The organism is Bradyrhizobium sp. 25ACV (genome assembly GCF_054863005.1).
The window spans coordinates 193,275-208,599 of sequence record NZ_JAVAYO010000012.1 but is presented as its reverse complement, the minus strand read 5'-3'; the positions used below and the strand labels follow the sequence as shown (position 1 = coordinate 208,599).

Sequence of the window (15,325 nt, the reverse complement as noted above, 5' to 3'; positions counted from 1 at the left end):
AAATGCGATATAAATTTTCCGGGTACGAATAGCAAAGCGAGAATGGGATTCTTGGTATGGCATCGGTCGGACGTGCCAGAGGGCCTGTCAAAGCTCCGCGCAAGGATGCACTTCGGCTCGACGAGATCGATCGCAAGATCCTGCGTGCCTTGCAGCAGGATGCGCGCCTGACGACGGCGCAACTTGCCGACAGAATCGGGCTCTCCACCACGCCATGCTGGAACAGGCTGAAGCGTTTGGAGACCCAGGGCTATATCGATGGCTACGTCGCGCTGCTCAATCAGGACAAGCTTGGCCTCCCCGAAACGGTCATCATAGAGCTGACGCTCGACCGCCACGACGAGGAGATGCTCGAGCGCTTTGGCCAATTGCTTACGAATTTGCCGGAGGTGATCGAGGCCTATCTCACCACCGGCGACTACGATTACATCGTGAAGGTCGCGGTCGAAAGCACCGCCGGCTATGAGCGCTTTCTGCGCGAAAAGCTCTATCGCATTCCGGGCATCCGCCACAGCCGGTCATCGTTTGCGCTGCGCTGCCTGAAGAAGCTGACTTCGGTCCAGGTCTAGTAAAGGATCAGGGTACTCCGTCGCGCCTTATCGCTTCTGACGCTGAGTCCCCCATACCCCAAGTTGGGATATGGGTCTCGCATTTGCCGGGGCGATGCTGGAAAGGCTTACCGCCTCGGCTCGGCGAACTCGTGCTTGCTCTCGTGGCCCCCGGCGAAGACCAGGATGCCGGCGATCAAGAGCAGGATCGCGAGCACGAGCAGCCCTGTCGAGGTTTGCCCTGTCGCTTCCTTGACCCAGCCGATCAGATAAGGGCCGCCAAAGCCGGCGAGATTGCCGATCGAGTTGATCAGCGCGATCGCGCCGGCCGATCCAATCACGGCGGCATAGGCGGCCTTCGCCTCCACTGAGTATAACGCGCTCCCAAATGGACACTTGGTCGATGCGTGCGGTCTAATGTCTGCGCTCGATCAACGCGATCGAGTCGCCCTCTCATCCCTCGCGCGCACCAGTGCAGGAACAAATCGAAGCAGCCTGAATGATTGATCCAACGTGATCATGCGTTCACACTCTATTGAGCCGCTTCCTCAACTACGTCGAGATTGTCACAGCGACGATCTCCTATCGATGAGCTTGATCGACACCGATCGCCGCGAGACCAGGCGGGAGCGAACCCGATGCAGAGCCTGGAGGTCGAGCTGGTCCTGTGTCTTCTCGCGCACGACGCGCAGGTTCGGCCGCAGAGCGGCCTCAGCAATAGCTTCGGCGTCGTTGTAGTCGTTCTTCTGTCCCTTCACGAACGGCTTCACATAGATCGCAGGGATGATCGTTGGCTGATGGCCAAATTGGCGCAGAGCACGGCTGACAAAGTGCGCGCTGAGACAAGCCTTCATGCCGACGATGCTGGGAGGCAGTCGTTTGAAGACCTCAAGGAGTGCCAGTCTTTTGATCTTGCGACGGAAAGCGATCTTGCCGTCAGTGCCGAAACCGACGACATGGAAGACTTCCTTGCCGATGTCGATGCCGATCGAGGCCAAAGGTGTGGTGGTCATGGGCTGCTTCTCCGGATGCTGCAGGGTAGTCTTTGCAGACTATCCCCGCGGGGGAAGCAGCCGGTCCATCCCATTAGTGGAAATTCCGTCGTTCAATGAATGCGGTGTCCCTGAGGGAGCGGTCAGTCCCACTAACTTTGAGTAGCTGGCTAAAACCCCGGCACTGCTAATGCTCGCACACAGGAACGCGTGGACCGAGGCAGCGTTGGCCCGCATGCGCTTTTATTTCGACTACCAAGACCTCGCCGGCACCATCCTCGACGACAACGGTGAGGAGCTTCCTGGTCTCGCGGCTGCGCGTGATGCCGCGATGAGATACCTCGCCGAGGGAATACGGGACCATAGCCCTTCGGGATTAACCGACAAGCTTTCCGTCCACGTAAGGACGAAAGACTCGCCCGTCATGACCGTGTCCGCAACGGTTGAGGTGGTTGCCGCGCCGTCCCATGGCAAAAGCAGCAATCTCTCATAAGGTGGCCGACCAAGGTGCAAGTTCACTAGGAACCAAGTCGGCCGGCAGGTAAGCGTCCCTAAATGGGTGCCTAAATTTTGGTCCAGACAACGTCATCGGCTCAGTGCTAACTTTCGGTATCACCGCATGGTCCGTGGCCTCTATCGGTGACTGAGAGCCGAACTGCTCCCGCCTCCTAAGGAATGGAGACGGTTGATGGAAAACGGCGACAGACCTTTTTCGAACACTGAGCTGACACTCGTGGAGCGCCTCAGGCAAGCCGCGCGTGAGGACATGGATGGTCTGGAAATCCTCAAGCTCATCGAACAAATTGAGGACGAGATCAGACGACGGGGCTTTTCAGTCCCGAGAGGAGTGGACCTGTGCCCCTGAGGAAGTGAGGAGCCGGTTCCGGTCTGGAACTTTGGTACACTTTTGGACTTAACCGTTCTTGCTAGCGATGCTACGCGAGTGAGGATGCGGCCGGTGCAAAACGAAATGCTGCTAGTCCTCGTTGTGGAGGATGACTTTCTAATTCAGGATTTAGTTCGAGAAGCCCTATCCGAAGGTGGATTCGAAGCGCAGGTTGTCCCGTCAGGTGAGGACGCGATCCACCTGCTCGAAGCAGAGATTGCCAAGCACCGCGCTCTTTTGACCGATGTTAACCTCCGCGGCTCGCTAACGGGCTGGGACGTTGCCAAGCGCGCCAGAGAACTTAATCCAGCCGTACCGGTGATTTATATGACCGGGGCAGCAGCAGACGAGTGGCCTTCTCGCGGCGTGCCGAACAGCGTTCTATTGAACAAGCCATTCGCGCCTGCCCAGGTCGTGACGGCCGTGTCTCAGCTGCTCAACCAACTTCCACTTTCGCACTCATAGCGGACCTGAGAGGCGTGCACGGCCCTGAGGGAGCGGACACGGATACAGGAACCGTGACCATGCCTACGCATTTGCTCGGCATGCCACGATACTTCTTCAACGTTCAAAACGTCGCCCCCCATGCCGATTATGAGGGCGAGGAATTGCCAGACGATGAAGCGGCTTGGCGAGAGGCCACCAGCTACGCGGGTGCGCTTTTGAACGACATCGACGGAAAGTTCCGGCCGGGCCAAGAATGGCGGCTGGAAGTAAACGACGAAGCAGACAAGTTGGTGCACACCATTTGCATCAGCTCGAGGTCGACGCGCTCTTGAAGAGAGCCAGCGTATCTGCAGGTTCAGTAAATATGACTCGCGCCGCGCAGTTTTGAGGCGCACACTATCCTCATCACAGATCGGACCTTGGCTGTTGTCTGTGACTGAGAACGCCCGGTCGCGCTCCCGCCTTCCTCAATGGAAAGGAGTCGCACCATGCGCCGACGTTTCAAGCAGACCAAATCCCTCGAAGAGCGTCTCGCCGAGAAAGCCAAAAGCTTGCATGAGCAAGCCAATATGCTTCCTCCCGGCCACCTGCGCGATGCCGTTCAAAGGCAAGCCCGGCTGACCGAGACCGCCTCCCACATCGGCGATTGGCTACGGTCGCCAGGTCTTAGAGCCCCCGAATGAAGCATTCCCCCCAATTGGAAAATCCGCAGACGCACCCCGAAGGGAGCGGATGGCGTGACTGGCTCGTACCTCCGGTATTGCTCCCGATCTTTTTCGGGCTGCTGATCGTCGGAGCAATGGTGATGCAACGGTAGAGGTGCGCATGACCATCCGTTCCCGATATGAAGTCGTCACTTTCAACCATCCGTTCCGAATCAACGGAATCGATCGGCAGTTGCCGGCCGGCGCCTACGAGGTCGTCACCGACGAGGAGATGATCGAGAGCCTTTCCTTCACAGCGTTCCGCCGCATTGCTACGATGATTAAGGTGCCGGCGGAGGGTTCGCGCGGGTTGATGATGGAGGTGATCTCGATCGGCTCGGCCGATTTGGCAGACGCGCGGCGCACCGACGCAGGCATCTCAGACGACTGAAGATAACGACCGGTCAGTGCCCGCCCGGCACCTGAGAGGAGTGAAGGCGAGTGAACTTCGGCTATTGGCCCGAAGGCGAAGATCGAGACGGGATTCGACGCGTCAGCAGTAGAGGCCAGACCGGACGTGAGGGCGCCGCGGCTAGATCGACGCGAATGACCCTCAGCAGACCTGGCCGCCGGTCGTTTGGCTCTCTCGGCGTTCAAAGTTCAGTGGTGAGACTGTCCTGTTTCCCAGTGCGATGTCGTGGCTGTCCATGTAAGTTCCTAAGGGCCCTGGGTGGCGTTTCGGATGCCTCTCTCGCAAGCGGCCATCGCCTCTTATATTGTCGGGGGGAGCTAGGAGGAGATATGTCAGACCGGCGAGAGCTCTATCGGAGCCCGAATGGCGACGCATGGTTCATCGCTCGCGAGCCGGCAAGCGGTCATGCTTTCATCATCCACCAGCCCAATGCGCCCTCTGGTGGCCGCCTATCTCACGTCGAGTTGGGTGAGTTCTTGCGTCACGGAAGTGGGCCCGAACAGCAAGCATTGTTGCGATTGATCGGAACGCTGGTCGAGGTACCGCCTTTTGCGTAACAGGGCTCAGCAGTTCGCTGCTCATGGGGCTGGCCGACGTGCACGCCTTTGGTGCGGCAAGTCGTGGCTGCGAACGCTCGAACTTTACGAGTCTGAGCGTCATATCGACCGCCTTTGTCACACCTCGCGCCTTTGAGGCGGCTTTTCGCATCGCGCTCTCAGGACATTTTCGCGATCGGTCAACCGCTGAAGGTCACTGAAGGTACGAAAGCTGATCTTCCGTAACGACTCGCTCGATCCTCTCAGACTTGCACTTAATGCGGCACCTAACTCGTCCATCGGACTCGATGGGCATATGCTGTACGATGGTGTAAATCACTGGCCGTTCAGTTCCAGTCCGTCCTTGTGGGCCTTGGGGTTGGTGGCGAACGTCTTCATTGAGCTTATACGCATAGGACATGTGTTTACCTTACGGTTGCGGCTGCTCCAGCGGAACTGAATGCATCCTGTTGCTTCCGGATCCTAACGCACTCACGTGCGGACCATTTTGGCTTGGCGGCTTCGCTAATCCTCGAGTATGGATTTTGTAGCGTCGAATATCTGTTCCGCCGTGCCTTTGATTGTGCCCTTTGCCCACGCCTGAAACACGGCGACGTAGGCGTTCCTGTAAGCCTCTTCATCCGCAGAAAAGGAGACTTCGTCTGTGGCGGTATCCAAGACGAGCGCTCCTTTATCGATGCAGATTTCCTCGACTAAGACCAGGCGCTCTTCCTTCTCAGCCAGATGCCGCTTTACAATACTCATTTGATCTCCTGCTTTGCGCTAACCCTACCACGTTCGTCGAATTGCACGGCCGCTCAATCCACACACCAATCGTTTCTTAAAGAGGCAATAGGCCCCATCAGGCCGAAGGGGAGGGAGCGAACATAACAACAGGAAAGGCATCCCCGGCAGCGGGGATACTCCCGCAGTCCGCAAGCATCGCTCGTAGTTTAGCTCTTCGAACAGCCTTTGCTGCTTTTCGCCAGGGATCGAACTACGAGTCAGCCGTCCAGCGATCGGAGGCTGCCGCCAATACCAACGTCACTCTTGAGTTGGCTTGGCGAACGCAGTCCAGAACAGATTGTCGGCTCGTCTCTCGGTGACTACGCGCGATGATTTTGACGCGAAGCCACCGACGAGATTACTTTATGTATCGCTTTGACTGGGTTCAATCAAAAACCCCGCTCCCAATGATTTGGGAACGGGGCATGACCACAAGCTCTGCCAGTACATCCGTGGCGAGAGCGACAGGTCTGTCGTGCTCTTACTTAAGCAGCAGCACGAAGATTTTCGGCAGCGGACTTGCCTGTACGACGGTCTGCGACGACGTCATAAGACAGCGTCTGACCTTCGCTCAGAGTATCCATACCGGCGCGTTCCACCGCGCTGATATGAACAAAAACGTCGTTGCTGCCGTTTGTCGGCTGGATAAAGCCGAAGCCCTTTTGGCTGTTAAACCACTTCACTGTGCCTGTGTTCATCAGGTCGTCCTTTCGTATACGCGCAGGAGCTGGCGCGCGGAGTTGCGGCCAGTGTTCCGGTTAGTCGATGTTGGAGAATGCCTGAAACGTGCGCGCCGTCAGGAGCTGAGGCGAAAGCGGAACAGTTGTTCGGCCAGTATCGATGTTCGAAACAATACACCAGCAGTTGAGAGACTTCAATAAGAAAGCCAACGGTGCTTTTCATCACCGTTGGTGGATTCGTTCTGAACCTGTTGACTGATTGCCGGAACGACCTTGGGTGCTCGGGAATATAACGGCTCCTCGTCTGCGCGACAAAAGGACAAGGCGTCGGGGGCAGGCGGCTCGAAATGCTTCCGCGAGCTTCACTTTTTGCGCACTTTCCTGCATAGTTCGGCATGGCAAAAGCAAAAGTGAATTTCAAACCAGTCCGTAACTATGAAGGCGACTGGGCTATCATCGCCGAGTACCCAGGCGCAGAACCCAGAGAAATCACGGGTTTCACAAGCAAGACCGAAATTGACGATTGGATGAATGGAGAGCGTCGGATCGCGTGGCTCCGATCTCAGGGTTACGCGAAGTGACTTGATGGCTCCTTCTTCCAACTATCTTTGCAGGGCGATACGGCCCTGATCAATGAGTGCAAGGATCTAGTAATGATCGAACGGAAACGCTCGGCCCAGCAGCAGGTAGCCGACGAGGCGGACCGCAAGGCGCAAAACCCAAACGGAGCGCGGCAAACGATTGCGGACAGTCAGGCCGATCCAGAGTTTCAAGAAAACCACAGACGTCTCAGAGCGGAGCGGTTAGCGCGAGAGGTCAAGGGCAATGCCGGCAAGTGAGACCTTTTTAAGTTCCATTCAGGGATGCTCTTCCCCTTGGTGCTCGATCAGCGTCTATCTGCCGTTTGTCTATCGGCTTTTTTCTCGAATCGGTTCTGTCGAGTGCGCTGCTCAAGAGCTCGCCCAACACCAGCAGCATTGAGTAGAGCTGCTGCGACATACCGGCTGTTGCAGCATGTATCACTCGCTTTATTTCCTTTCGGATTGCCATGGCTATTCTCGCAGTGTCTTCGAGATGGGAGCTAAGACAGACGCGATTTCGCGGCCCTGGAACTCAGGTGCAAGTCGATGTTATTTGCGGCGATCCTGCTCAATCCGGTTGGCAGCCGTGAGCTTTCCCTCGATGTACTGCTTTAGATCACCAACCTCTTTTTCAATGGCCTCACGCGTGATGTTTTGATTCTTGGCCCCGTCAACGAGGCGCTCAACCAATACGTCCACGCTTTGTGACGCGCCCGGTGTCCCGGATTGCTCCGCAGCGTGAACGCTGTTCTCGACCCAAAAAACAATGTACTCGCGTGTCGTCGTTAGCATGTGAAGTCTCTGCCAGTACCGAATTGAGCTTCACTGTTGAGCGTAACCACATGCAGAGCCGGGAGCAAGGCGGACACCCTGCACAGCGGTTCCAGCTCTTTCCAGCCTCAGCGCCTAGTTCGATTTTCGCAGTGGCCTGTGTCGCCTTTCGAGCGCATAAATGGGGATGCCCGATTCTCATAACCGATCCTGTCGGTGCGGGGCGGTCTATAGCCGAACCGAGGCGATGGCCCCGGGGCGGCAGATCGCCAGCTTCGAGTGTTCGGTTTGCGGCGCGACCATGGAATCGTGGAACACCGCTTGGGTGCCCACTTACAGGTTGATTGCCGGCCCCGTCCGACTTCCTCGACCCAGTTAGTTATTGCAACTCAGATGGCAGAGTCGTTCGGCAATTCGTTCACTGTCATTGAGGTGACCTCGGACGACGCGCCCCAGCCAACGAAGCAGATGTGGCTAGCGTTAGCCAAACCTAGTCACGCGATGACGCTGGTCCTCGCGGCCGTTCCCGAAGGCTGGACGGCGGAAGTTGTGCCAGCGGTTCTCACTGAAAAGCAGCAAAGGATGTTCGAGGAACTCAAGCTCGAACCCGGCGACGTTTACAGGATCGATGCGGAGTAACGCCGCCCAGAAGGACGGCGTCTTTCTCGCGGGCGACGTCTGACATTGGCCCATCGGCGAAGTTGCGCCTCGTCTGACGGAGGTCCGCTCATTGCGGCAGAGCGGACTAGATTTCTCAATCTGAGTTCTTCGCATCTTGACCCCAAAGGCGACATCATGAACTGGCACCAGATTTCTACGTTGGCGGGTCAACGCTGGACGGAACATCGGTGCTATGATGTTGCCGTCAAAGGCCGCGGAGCTTCTGGACTAGGGGGGCCCTATGACGCGGAAAAGCGACTTTGAAAATGCACTTCACGAAAGTGAGCAACGGCTGCGCTGGCTGGCCTCCATAGTCGATTCCAGCGACGACGCGATTGTGAGCAAGAATCTCGATGGCATTATTTCGAGCTGGAACAGGGGTGCCGAGCGCATCTTCGGCTACTCGCCCGGTGAGGCGATTGGTCAGCCCATTACGCTTGTTATCCCTGAGGACCGGCAAGGCGAGGAGCGCGAGATACTTACTCGCATCAGGCGAGGTGAGCGCATCGACCATTTTGAGACTGTTCGGCAAACTAAGCGCGGCAGCCTCATTGTCGTTTCGCTGACGGTTTCGCCTGTCAAGGATGCCAGCGGCAAGATCGTTGGCGCATCAAAGATCGCGAGAGATATCACCGAGCAAAAGAAAAATCAGGAGGTGATCACGACATTGGCACGCGAGGCCGAGCACCGCAGCAAGAACATGCTTGCGAGCGTTCTGGCGGTGGTTAATCTTTCTCAATCAAGCTCGCCGGAAGATCTCAAACAGACGATTGTTGGGCGCATCGAATCGCTTGCGAAGGTTTGCTCGCTCTTTGTCGCGACACGCTGGATCGGTGCCGATCTATCGGCGATCGCCGAACAAGAACTTGCTCCATATTCCGGGAAGCGACTGCTGATAGATGGACCGCCAATCCTGTTAGAACCCGGCGTCGCTCAGGCAATTGCCATGACGCTGCACGAGCTGGCCACCAACGCCGCGAAGTACGGTGCTTTGTCCCAGTCCAACGGCCAGGTCCACCTGCAATGGTCGCACGAGGCTCGCGGTCAATTGCATCTACGCTGGAAAGAGACAGGTGGTCCTGCCGTGCAGGAACCCACGCGAAAGGGCGTTGGTGGCCGCATCATTGCAGGAATGATCGCCCAGCTAAAGGGGAAAGTTCACTTTGACTGGCGCAAAGACGGACTTCTCTGCGAAATTACACTCCCGATCTGAGGTCGCAACAAGCCCGACAGATAAAGAATTGGTGGGGCTTCTCAAATTTGTGCCGACAGCCGCTCCTGACCCATTCCGGACTCCCGAATCTTTCCATTATGGCTGGAGCGGGGGTCCGGCGAGCCTTCATCAGGCACGCAGCGAGCGCGAGGATCGGGCTCGATCCTTTGCCCGTGCAACCCTTCACTCCGGAAGCCCCCCTTGCGCAAACCCTCAGCGATGCGCTGAAATTCGGCAAGAAAGACGACGTTATCGGACCACTCAGATCCATCCTGCAGCCAAAGGGCAACGGTGTAATTGGGCCTGAGCCGACGAAGCTCGGCGACGGCGGCGTGAGCTTCACGCTCATGTCCCGTCAATGCGTTAGCGGCGGCGAGATCCGCGTAGGCAATCCAAATGGATTCACCGCGATGGAGCGGCCGCACCAGTCGATCACTTCATCATATTGACCGAGATGGCTGTGTGCATGGCAGACGTAGAAGTACCAAGTGCTCAAGAGCGGATCGCGGGGGCTGAGCTGGATGGCCATTTGGAGAGGGACAAATGCCTCCGCAGAGTGGCCGACGCGTATCTTGGCAGCGCCGAGCGCGCCATGAGCCGGGGCGAGACTCGGATTTATCGCAATTGCCGCCATATACTCGCCGACCGCAGCGTCGAGGTTCCTGCCCTTCGCCCGTTGGATCTCGCCCTTTACAAAATGTGCCATAGCGTCACTGGGAAACTGGGACAGAACCTGGTCTACCGCACTCCCAGCGCGCCGCAGCTTATCGGCGGGCGCATCGATCCAACGATAGTTGACTTGGATTGCCAGAGTATCTGCCAAGCCTACGAGGGCCTTAGGGTAGCCGGGATCGATCTGGAGTGCGCGCTCGAAGAGGGCACTCGACTGAGCCAACTGTTCGCGCGAATAGGGCCGATTGAGCACGGCCCAGCCCCGCATTGTAAGATCGACCGCGTCGGGGTTGTTGGGCCGCGCAACCTCGGCATCGCGGCTTTCCTGGTTAGTCAGTTCGAGATCAAGCCGCCGTGCCAGTCCACCCGTTATGACATCCTGAAGCTGTAACGATTTGGACCACTCGCCGTCGACGCCCTCCGACCAGATCTGTGCGCCGGTCCGCGCATCGATCAGCCGGGCATTGATCCGGACAATTGACTGCGTTCTGCGCAAGCTACCGTCGAGAATATAGCGGACGCCGAGTTCGCGGCGAACGCGCTTTGGGTCAACGTTCTTATAGGCACGGGCTGTACTCGGCGCGATCACGAAGCTGTCCTCGATGCGCGAGAGATCAGCACTTAGATCTTCGGCAATACCTTCCGCAAAGTATTCCTGATCGGGTTCGTTGCTCAAATTTGTGAATGGCAGCACGACAATCGATAGGCGATGGTTCACCAGCTGCGGCTCACTCCAACGGATGTACCAGTAACCGAGACCGCCGCCAGCCATGAGCAGGAGAAGCGCCGTCGTTAGACCCACCCGAACTCGCCGCACACCATGCGCAGGCCACAGACCAAACGGAAAGCCCGAAACAACCGGCAGCGCATCGGAGAGCTGCGAAGCATAGGCACGGACTGGGAGGGCGATATTTTTGAGGTTCTGCTCGCCCAGATCGGCGAACTCAACCCCGACCTTGCCTCGAACTTGATCGTAGGCGGCGGAAGATATGCAGATGCCGCCGGGCTTCGCGATGCTCTCAAGCCGCGCCGCCCTCTGCCGAGCTAAAACGTCAGTCGCGCTGACCGACTGTTTGCTCAGACTATGGTGACATTGGAGGGACGCTCCCTATGTCGCCGATTGGCCCATCTGCGAAGCTGCGCCAGGCCTGGCGAAGGTCCGCTCACCATGGCAGAGCGGCCCAGATTTACTCAACCTGAGTTCTTCGCATTTTTGACCCGGACCAGACATCACCAACATTTCACCACCATCATTTCAGCGGCTATGATGGCAAGTCGGGCGCTGCCGAAATCGGAAATGACATGATCGGAGCGATCATGATTGGGTGCCGGTGTTTTATAAGTTTGATAGGAGCGGCCATCGTCATGGCGCCGCTCCCGATACGCGCGCAGCAGCCGGCCACACCGGTCATATGCGGTCCGAGGTCGGTCTTTGATCGAGGGAACGGGTGGACAACCCAAATCAGCCGACTGGCATTGAGGGACGTGCAGCGGGACGCGTCATGAGATCGGACTTTGACCTGAAGCAGGCAAGCTACTTCCGACCGGCAAGCCGCTCACCGGCATGGTCCGCAAAAGGATGCGCTGCAGACAGCTAGAGAGGGGCTTCGCAATTGAACGACTGGCCCACGTCATCTGGGGCTAAGGTCGCTTCGATTAGGAACCGAGCCGACAGGTGGCAGTTAAGCAGCATCACCGCCCCGTCCTCCGTCATCGGTGAGTGAGAGCCCGCGTGCTCCCCGCCCCGGAGTTCAACCGGTGAGCCCCATGTGCGAAAAGTGCCAGGAACTAGACGAGACAATCTGGCACTACCGGTGCGTTGCAGCCTTTCCCTTCGATCCCCTCACTAAGGGACGCATTACGGGAGTGATCGCCGGCCTACAGCAGGAACGGGACGCGATGCATCCCACCGATCTGCCGCTCGCAGACTTAGGCCGCTGAGAGCGTTATTTGATCGCGTGCTGTGCGCCTTTTTGATATCGCTACACGCGGTTTAGGCCTAGGGTGCTATCTATCACCGCCCAACCAGTGGCTTTCATCGGTGACTGAGAGTGTTGTGCTCCCGCCCTCCCAAGAAAGGGAGCACCATGCAGGATACACTCCTCACGAAAAGTCTCTCCCTACGCGACACGGTCTGGCCCGGCTGTCCGGTTTGCGAAACCCGGTTGGAGGTTTTGCGCATTGTGACGGGAAGACCTGGCTTGGAGCACCGCACGTTACGGTGCAGAAAATGCGGACTGATCTCCGAAGCGCAGGCTCCCGAAGACCCGATTACTTCTGAGGCACTGGGCTGGCTATTGCGTGAGTTGAGGCGGCCTCGATAGCCACAGCTACGGCGAACTTGTTTAGGAGGCGGCTTCGTGAGCGAACCCAACGCGAACAGGTTCCGCATGGAAGCGGATGAATGCCTTCGTCTGGCTGAATTGGCGTTCAGCAAAGTGGATCGAGAAGCATGGCTGAGGCTTGCCACTGATTGGATCAGTCTGGCTAAGGGCGCCGAGCCGCATCGGAGCAGACTTCAGACGAGCGTATAAGTACGCCAGCACCCGAAAGGGACAGTTATGTAAGACATCGAAACCCCAACCCTGCTTCGCGCAATACACGCTGAAGTTTGCGAGAACGTTTCCAGATACGAGATTTACACTCGCACTGGACACGCGCGCTGGCAGATTAGGATACCATTAAAAACGCCGCCCGCTTGAAATCCAATGCAGGCGGCGGTCTTCCAGCCCCGGGAGGGAGATTGTAAAATCCCGATACCAGTCTGTCTGCACGTGTCGTGCCAAGGTTCAATGCGTGATGGCGGGACACCCGCAGAGGGGAATTAAGACACCCGGGAAATCACGGACAAAGTGCTTGCCCTGATGAAACGCCAGGCCACCGAAATGGCAGCCGGGACATTCGTATATGGGCATTGCGACCATGCCTGCAGTAGGGGAGCCAACTTTATGCTACCGTTCCCGGTAAGCCGCCAGAAACGTGAGAGCCCGCCAATGAGGCGGCCTTATCTTTCCACCGCCAATTCGCCCTTAAGCCACCCTGTCACGTCAGGGGACTTCATCGGGTCTTCCCCATGGCAATCCAGGCACCGGAATTTACGGCCTCCGGTCTCTACGATAACGAAGTGCATCGGTTTCCGGCATTTCGGGCAGACGGGCGGCGGGGTGTTCTTTGCCATCGTTACTCACGCTTGTTCAGGCGGGAGCGCAACACTCTCAGTCACCGGTGGGGTGCCTACGATGGGCGGTGATGACTGAACTACATTCCCTTCGCGGTCGGAAGTCGAGACAAATCTCATAAATGGATGCGATCAGTAACCGGAATTGATGTCCGTATGTTCAAGATGGCGGCGCCGCTAGTTCCTTTGATTTAGGTCAAAGCGACCTCCCAGTCCGTGAGCTTTTGCGGAGTGCCTTGGGGAGCAACTTGCCGCTACTCGGTCAGCGCTCGTCAAACTCTCAAGGCTAATTCCGATGGGTCCACCGACCTTTACATCCAGAAAGCCTCACCTGAAGCGACAAGGTGTCCAATTGGCCGCCCGGCGTCGGTTGGCAAGTTCGTTGCTGGCAGCCCCATTGGCCCATTTGAAATCGGCTCTCGCATCTCCAAAGTATATGAATGTTGGGCGTATGCGAGACGGCCTCGGTGAGCCTCACGATAAGTTTTCCCGAACGAGAGCTATTTACTAGGTGCTCGAACGAAAAGGGCGTACCCTTTACTTGGTCGAGCGAATTGCTCGAGAGCTGCATCAAAAGCGATGACGCATCGGCGTTTCCGCTTCCATCAATGGCGGCCCAGTGCCGTCGGTGGGCACACATCATTCTGAAATTGATATCCGAACTGCATCACGATGCACTCCGGCAGTGCCTGCGAAAATGAGCATTGCGGTTGTCTTTAGCTCTTTGTCATTTGGAGAGAAGGACTTGGCGAAGCACGCTTACGTCACCCTCACGACGTGGCTCGGCCGTTCCGGGGTCATCAAGGTGGCGCACATCTTTGAAAGAAGTGGACTTGCCATGGTCGGCGGCGCGGGCGGCCTTTACGTGGCCATTGGACTGATGCGCATGCAAACCGCGTTGTTTCGAAACGAATGGATGGTCCTGTTGATGATGCTTTACGGGGCCTTTGGTTTTTATGTGGGCATCGATCTGCCTAACCGTGTTGCGCACACAGCAAGATTCCAACGGCCGGAAGAATGGAGGTTCGGTGCCGACGCGGCGGCGCTCGCCAGCGCGGCCGGAACTTTCTCTTCCGCGCTCGCTCTTTTTCTGTCCGTCAGCATGATTGTCCTCGATGAGACCGTGCACGATGGATTCAGAGTTCTGGTCGGATGCTGTTGGGCGGTTGGCACTTCGCTTCAAATCGCTGCCGGTGCGATAGGCCGCAGCACCCTCGGAAGGACCTAGGCATGAGTAAAGATAAATCCATGTCGCTTTGGACGCCCGAGAAGTTGAGCAGAAAAGCCAAGGAAGACGCTGAGAACGACAACTACAATCCACCACATTCATGGTGGCCCGGCCGATACAGCGTAGGTACCGAAGCCCGCGACAGGTACGATCGAGCTTTTGATCTCCATCACAGCGACGAGGACGAGTACTAGCCACCTCAGGCGGGCTCTTCCATTTCAGCCAAGGCTGGTTTGTATCGGATTTCATCGGACGCGGTCATTGCGAATTGCTTGGTGCCTGTTGGCGCCCCAACGGCAACGAACGGCGATTCGCCATATCGGCTTACTGATCGCGAACGAACGTCTGAAGATGGACGTGCTCACCGCGGCTTTTGACCCCTACTGCACATTCGGCGCGACGTTCTCCTGCGTCCGCAGCCCGCGCCCGGTGGCCGCTCCTAGGAACTGAAAGCGCACCGGCAGCCATTAGCCAGTGTCATCCTCTGTTGTCGGTGACCGAGAGCCGTGTGCTCCCGCCTCAAATTGAGCGGGTGAGCCGATGTGCGAAACGTGCAAAGAGCTAGACGAGATAATCTCCCACTACGGGCGACTCGCGGCCTTCCCCTTCGATCCGCTCACTGCAGAGCGTATTATCGGCGTGGTCGCCGGCCTGCAGCAGAAACGGAACGCAATGCATCCCACCGTTCTGCGCTCGTCGGAGTTAGGCCGCTGACAGCCATTTCGTCGCGTTCCGGTGCGCATTTTTCGATATCGCTGCGCGCTGTTAAGGCCTAGGGTGTCACCCATCACCGCCCCGATCAGTGGCATCTATCGGTGACTGAGAGCGTTGCGCTCCCGCCTCCAACTGAAAGAGGGCGGTCAGATGTCCGATCCTGTCAAATTCGATATTCGTGAGTGGCTCGTACCACCATTATTGGTGCCGATATTTCTTTTACTTCTGATCGCTGCCGCTGCCGTTCTATAGCGATAGGTCCCACAACCGCGGCCGGGTGATCGAGCCAAGCCTCCGGCCCAGACAGGAGTCGGAAA

Annotated in this window: 15 protein-coding genes and 2 pseudogenes; 11 read left to right on the top strand and 6 right to left on the bottom strand. The window is 57.4% G+C overall.

Annotated features, from left to right (window positions below):
• The first annotated feature begins 56 nt into the window (after positions 1–56).
• The gene (locus RAD04_RS26440) at positions 57–569 is read left to right on the top strand and encodes an Lrp/AsnC family transcriptional regulator (RefSeq protein ID WP_183258897.1); all 513 of its coding nucleotides are present in this window, start codon (positions 57–59) and stop codon (positions 567–569) included.
• Between the two features lie 107 nt (positions 570–676).
• On the opposite strand, the pseudogene RAD04_RS26435 reads toward RAD04_RS26440, so the two are convergent.
• Both RAD04_RS26435 and RAD04_RS26430 read right to left on the bottom strand, forming a co-directional pair.
• Positions 677–880 (bottom strand): annotated as a pseudogene (locus RAD04_RS26435) (MFS transporter); the annotation flags it as partial.
• A gap of 255 nt (positions 881–1,135) precedes the next feature.
• Positions 1,136–1,561: pseudogene (locus RAD04_RS26430) on the bottom strand (IS110 family transposase); the annotation flags it as partial.
• A 214-nt stretch (positions 1,562–1,775) separates the two neighbouring features.
• On the opposite strand from RAD04_RS26430, the gene RAD04_RS26425 reads away from it, so the two are divergent.
• From RAD04_RS26425 to RAD04_RS26400, 6 genes are all read left to right on the top strand, one after another.
• Positions 1,776–2,033, top strand: coding sequence for a DUF6894 family protein (locus tag RAD04_RS26425; RefSeq protein ID WP_461626157.1), 258 nt, complete (start codon positions 1,776–1,778; stop codon positions 2,031–2,033).
• A gap of 195 nt (positions 2,034–2,228) precedes the next feature.
• Positions 2,229–2,405, top strand: a complete 177-nt coding sequence (locus RAD04_RS26420) for a hypothetical protein (protein WP_461626116.1) — start codon at positions 2,229–2,231, stop codon at positions 2,403–2,405.
• Positions 2,406–2,489: 84 nt separating this feature from the next.
• Positions 2,490–2,891, top strand: coding sequence for a response regulator (locus RAD04_RS26415; RefSeq protein ID WP_461626115.1), 402 nt, complete (start codon positions 2,490–2,492; stop codon positions 2,889–2,891).
• Positions 2,892–2,950: 59 nt separating this feature from the next.
• The gene (locus tag RAD04_RS26410; RefSeq protein ID WP_461626114.1) at positions 2,951–3,205 is read left to right on the top strand and encodes a DUF6894 family protein; all 255 of its coding nucleotides are present in this window, start codon (positions 2,951–2,953) and stop codon (positions 3,203–3,205) included.
• Positions 3,206–3,361: 156 nt separating this feature from the next.
• A complete protein-coding gene (locus tag RAD04_RS26405) occupies positions 3,362–3,556 on the top strand; it encodes a hypothetical protein (protein WP_461626113.1) in 195 nt (64 codons plus the stop codon).
• 142 nt (positions 3,557–3,698) lie between these two features.
• On the top strand, positions 3,699–3,968 hold the full coding sequence (locus RAD04_RS26400) for a hypothetical protein (RefSeq protein WP_461626156.1): 270 nt from the start codon (positions 3,699–3,701) through the stop codon (positions 3,966–3,968).
• Positions 3,969–5,050: 1,082 nt separating this feature from the next.
• Here the strand turns inward: RAD04_RS26400 and RAD04_RS26395 are convergent.
• The gene (locus RAD04_RS26395; protein WP_461626112.1) at positions 5,051–5,290 is read right to left on the bottom strand and encodes a hypothetical protein; all 240 of its coding nucleotides are present in this window, start codon (positions 5,288–5,290) and stop codon (positions 5,051–5,053) included.
• 506 nt (positions 5,291–5,796) lie between these two features.
• Positions 5,797–6,009: a cold-shock protein gene (locus tag RAD04_RS26390; RefSeq protein WP_080586619.1), complete on the bottom strand. Its 213-nt coding sequence runs from the start codon at positions 6,007–6,009 to the stop codon at positions 5,797–5,799.
• Between the two features lie 635 nt (positions 6,010–6,644).
• Here RAD04_RS26390 and RAD04_RS26385 point away from each other — a divergent pair.
• A complete protein-coding gene (locus tag RAD04_RS26385) occupies positions 6,645–6,830 on the top strand; it encodes a hypothetical protein (protein WP_461626111.1) in 186 nt (61 codons plus the stop codon).
• Positions 6,831–7,121: 291 nt separating this feature from the next.
• Here the strand turns inward: RAD04_RS26385 and RAD04_RS26380 are convergent, their stop codons facing one another.
• Positions 7,122–7,364 carry a hypothetical protein gene (locus RAD04_RS26380; protein ID WP_461626110.1) on the bottom strand — a complete coding sequence of 81 codons (243 nt, stop codon included), beginning with the start codon at positions 7,362–7,364 and terminating at the stop codon, positions 7,122–7,124.
• A 372-nt stretch (positions 7,365–7,736) separates the two neighbouring features.
• On the opposite strand from RAD04_RS26380, the gene RAD04_RS26375 reads away from it, so the two are divergent.
• Positions 7,737–7,982, top strand: a complete 246-nt coding sequence (locus RAD04_RS26375; protein WP_461626109.1) for a hypothetical protein — start codon at positions 7,737–7,739, stop codon at positions 7,980–7,982.
• A 262-nt stretch (positions 7,983–8,244) separates the two neighbouring features.
• A complete protein-coding gene (locus RAD04_RS26370) occupies positions 8,245–9,216 on the top strand; it encodes a PAS domain S-box protein (protein WP_461626108.1) in 972 nt (323 codons plus the stop codon).
• Between the two features lie 355 nt (positions 9,217–9,571).
• Here RAD04_RS26370 and RAD04_RS26365 read toward each other — a convergent pair whose 3' ends face one another.
• Positions 9,572–10,690: a tetratricopeptide repeat protein gene (locus tag RAD04_RS26365; RefSeq protein ID WP_461626107.1), complete on the bottom strand. Its 1,119-nt coding sequence runs from the start codon at positions 10,688–10,690 to the stop codon at positions 9,572–9,574.
• 3,121 nt (positions 10,691–13,811) lie between these two features.
• Between RAD04_RS26365 and RAD04_RS26360 the strand changes: the two genes are divergently transcribed.
• On the top strand, positions 13,812–14,294 hold the full coding sequence (locus tag RAD04_RS26360) for a hypothetical protein (protein WP_461626106.1): 483 nt from the start codon (positions 13,812–13,814) through the stop codon (positions 14,292–14,294).
• The last annotated feature ends 1,031 nt before the right edge of the window (positions 14,295–15,325 follow it).

Coding starts and splice junctions, on each gene's coding strand:
- RAD04_RS26380 (WP_461626110.1), bottom strand. CDS start 7,364: ATGCTAACGACGACACGCGAGTACATTGTTTTTTGGGTCGAGAACAGC.
- RAD04_RS26370 (WP_461626108.1), top strand. CDS start 8,245: ATGACGCGGAAAAGCGACTTTGAAAATGCACTTCACGAAAGTGAGCAA.
- RAD04_RS26390 (WP_080586619.1), bottom strand. CDS start 6,009: ATGAACACAGGCACAGTGAAGTGGTTTAACAGCCAAAAGGGCTTCGGC.
- RAD04_RS26385 (WP_461626111.1), top strand. CDS start 6,645: ATGATCGAACGGAAACGCTCGGCCCAGCAGCAGGTAGCCGACGAGGCG.
- RAD04_RS26400 (WP_461626156.1), top strand. CDS start 3,699: ATGACCATCCGTTCCCGATATGAAGTCGTCACTTTCAACCATCCGTTC.
- RAD04_RS26425 (WP_461626157.1), top strand. CDS start 1,776: ATGCGCTTTTATTTCGACTACCAAGACCTCGCCGGCACCATCCTCGAC.
- RAD04_RS26415 (WP_461626115.1), top strand. CDS start 2,490: ATGCGGCCGGTGCAAAACGAAATGCTGCTAGTCCTCGTTGTGGAGGAT.
- RAD04_RS26410 (WP_461626114.1), top strand. CDS start 2,951: ATGCCTACGCATTTGCTCGGCATGCCACGATACTTCTTCAACGTTCAA.
- RAD04_RS26405 (WP_461626113.1), top strand. CDS start 3,362: ATGCGCCGACGTTTCAAGCAGACCAAATCCCTCGAAGAGCGTCTCGCC.
- RAD04_RS26395 (WP_461626112.1), bottom strand. CDS start 5,290: ATGAGTATTGTAAAGCGGCATCTGGCTGAGAAGGAAGAGCGCCTGGTC.
- RAD04_RS26375 (WP_461626109.1), top strand. CDS start 7,737: ATGGCAGAGTCGTTCGGCAATTCGTTCACTGTCATTGAGGTGACCTCG.
- RAD04_RS26440 (WP_183258897.1), top strand. CDS start 57: ATGGCATCGGTCGGACGTGCCAGAGGGCCTGTCAAAGCTCCGCGCAAG.
- RAD04_RS26420 (WP_461626116.1), top strand. CDS start 2,229: ATGGAAAACGGCGACAGACCTTTTTCGAACACTGAGCTGACACTCGTG.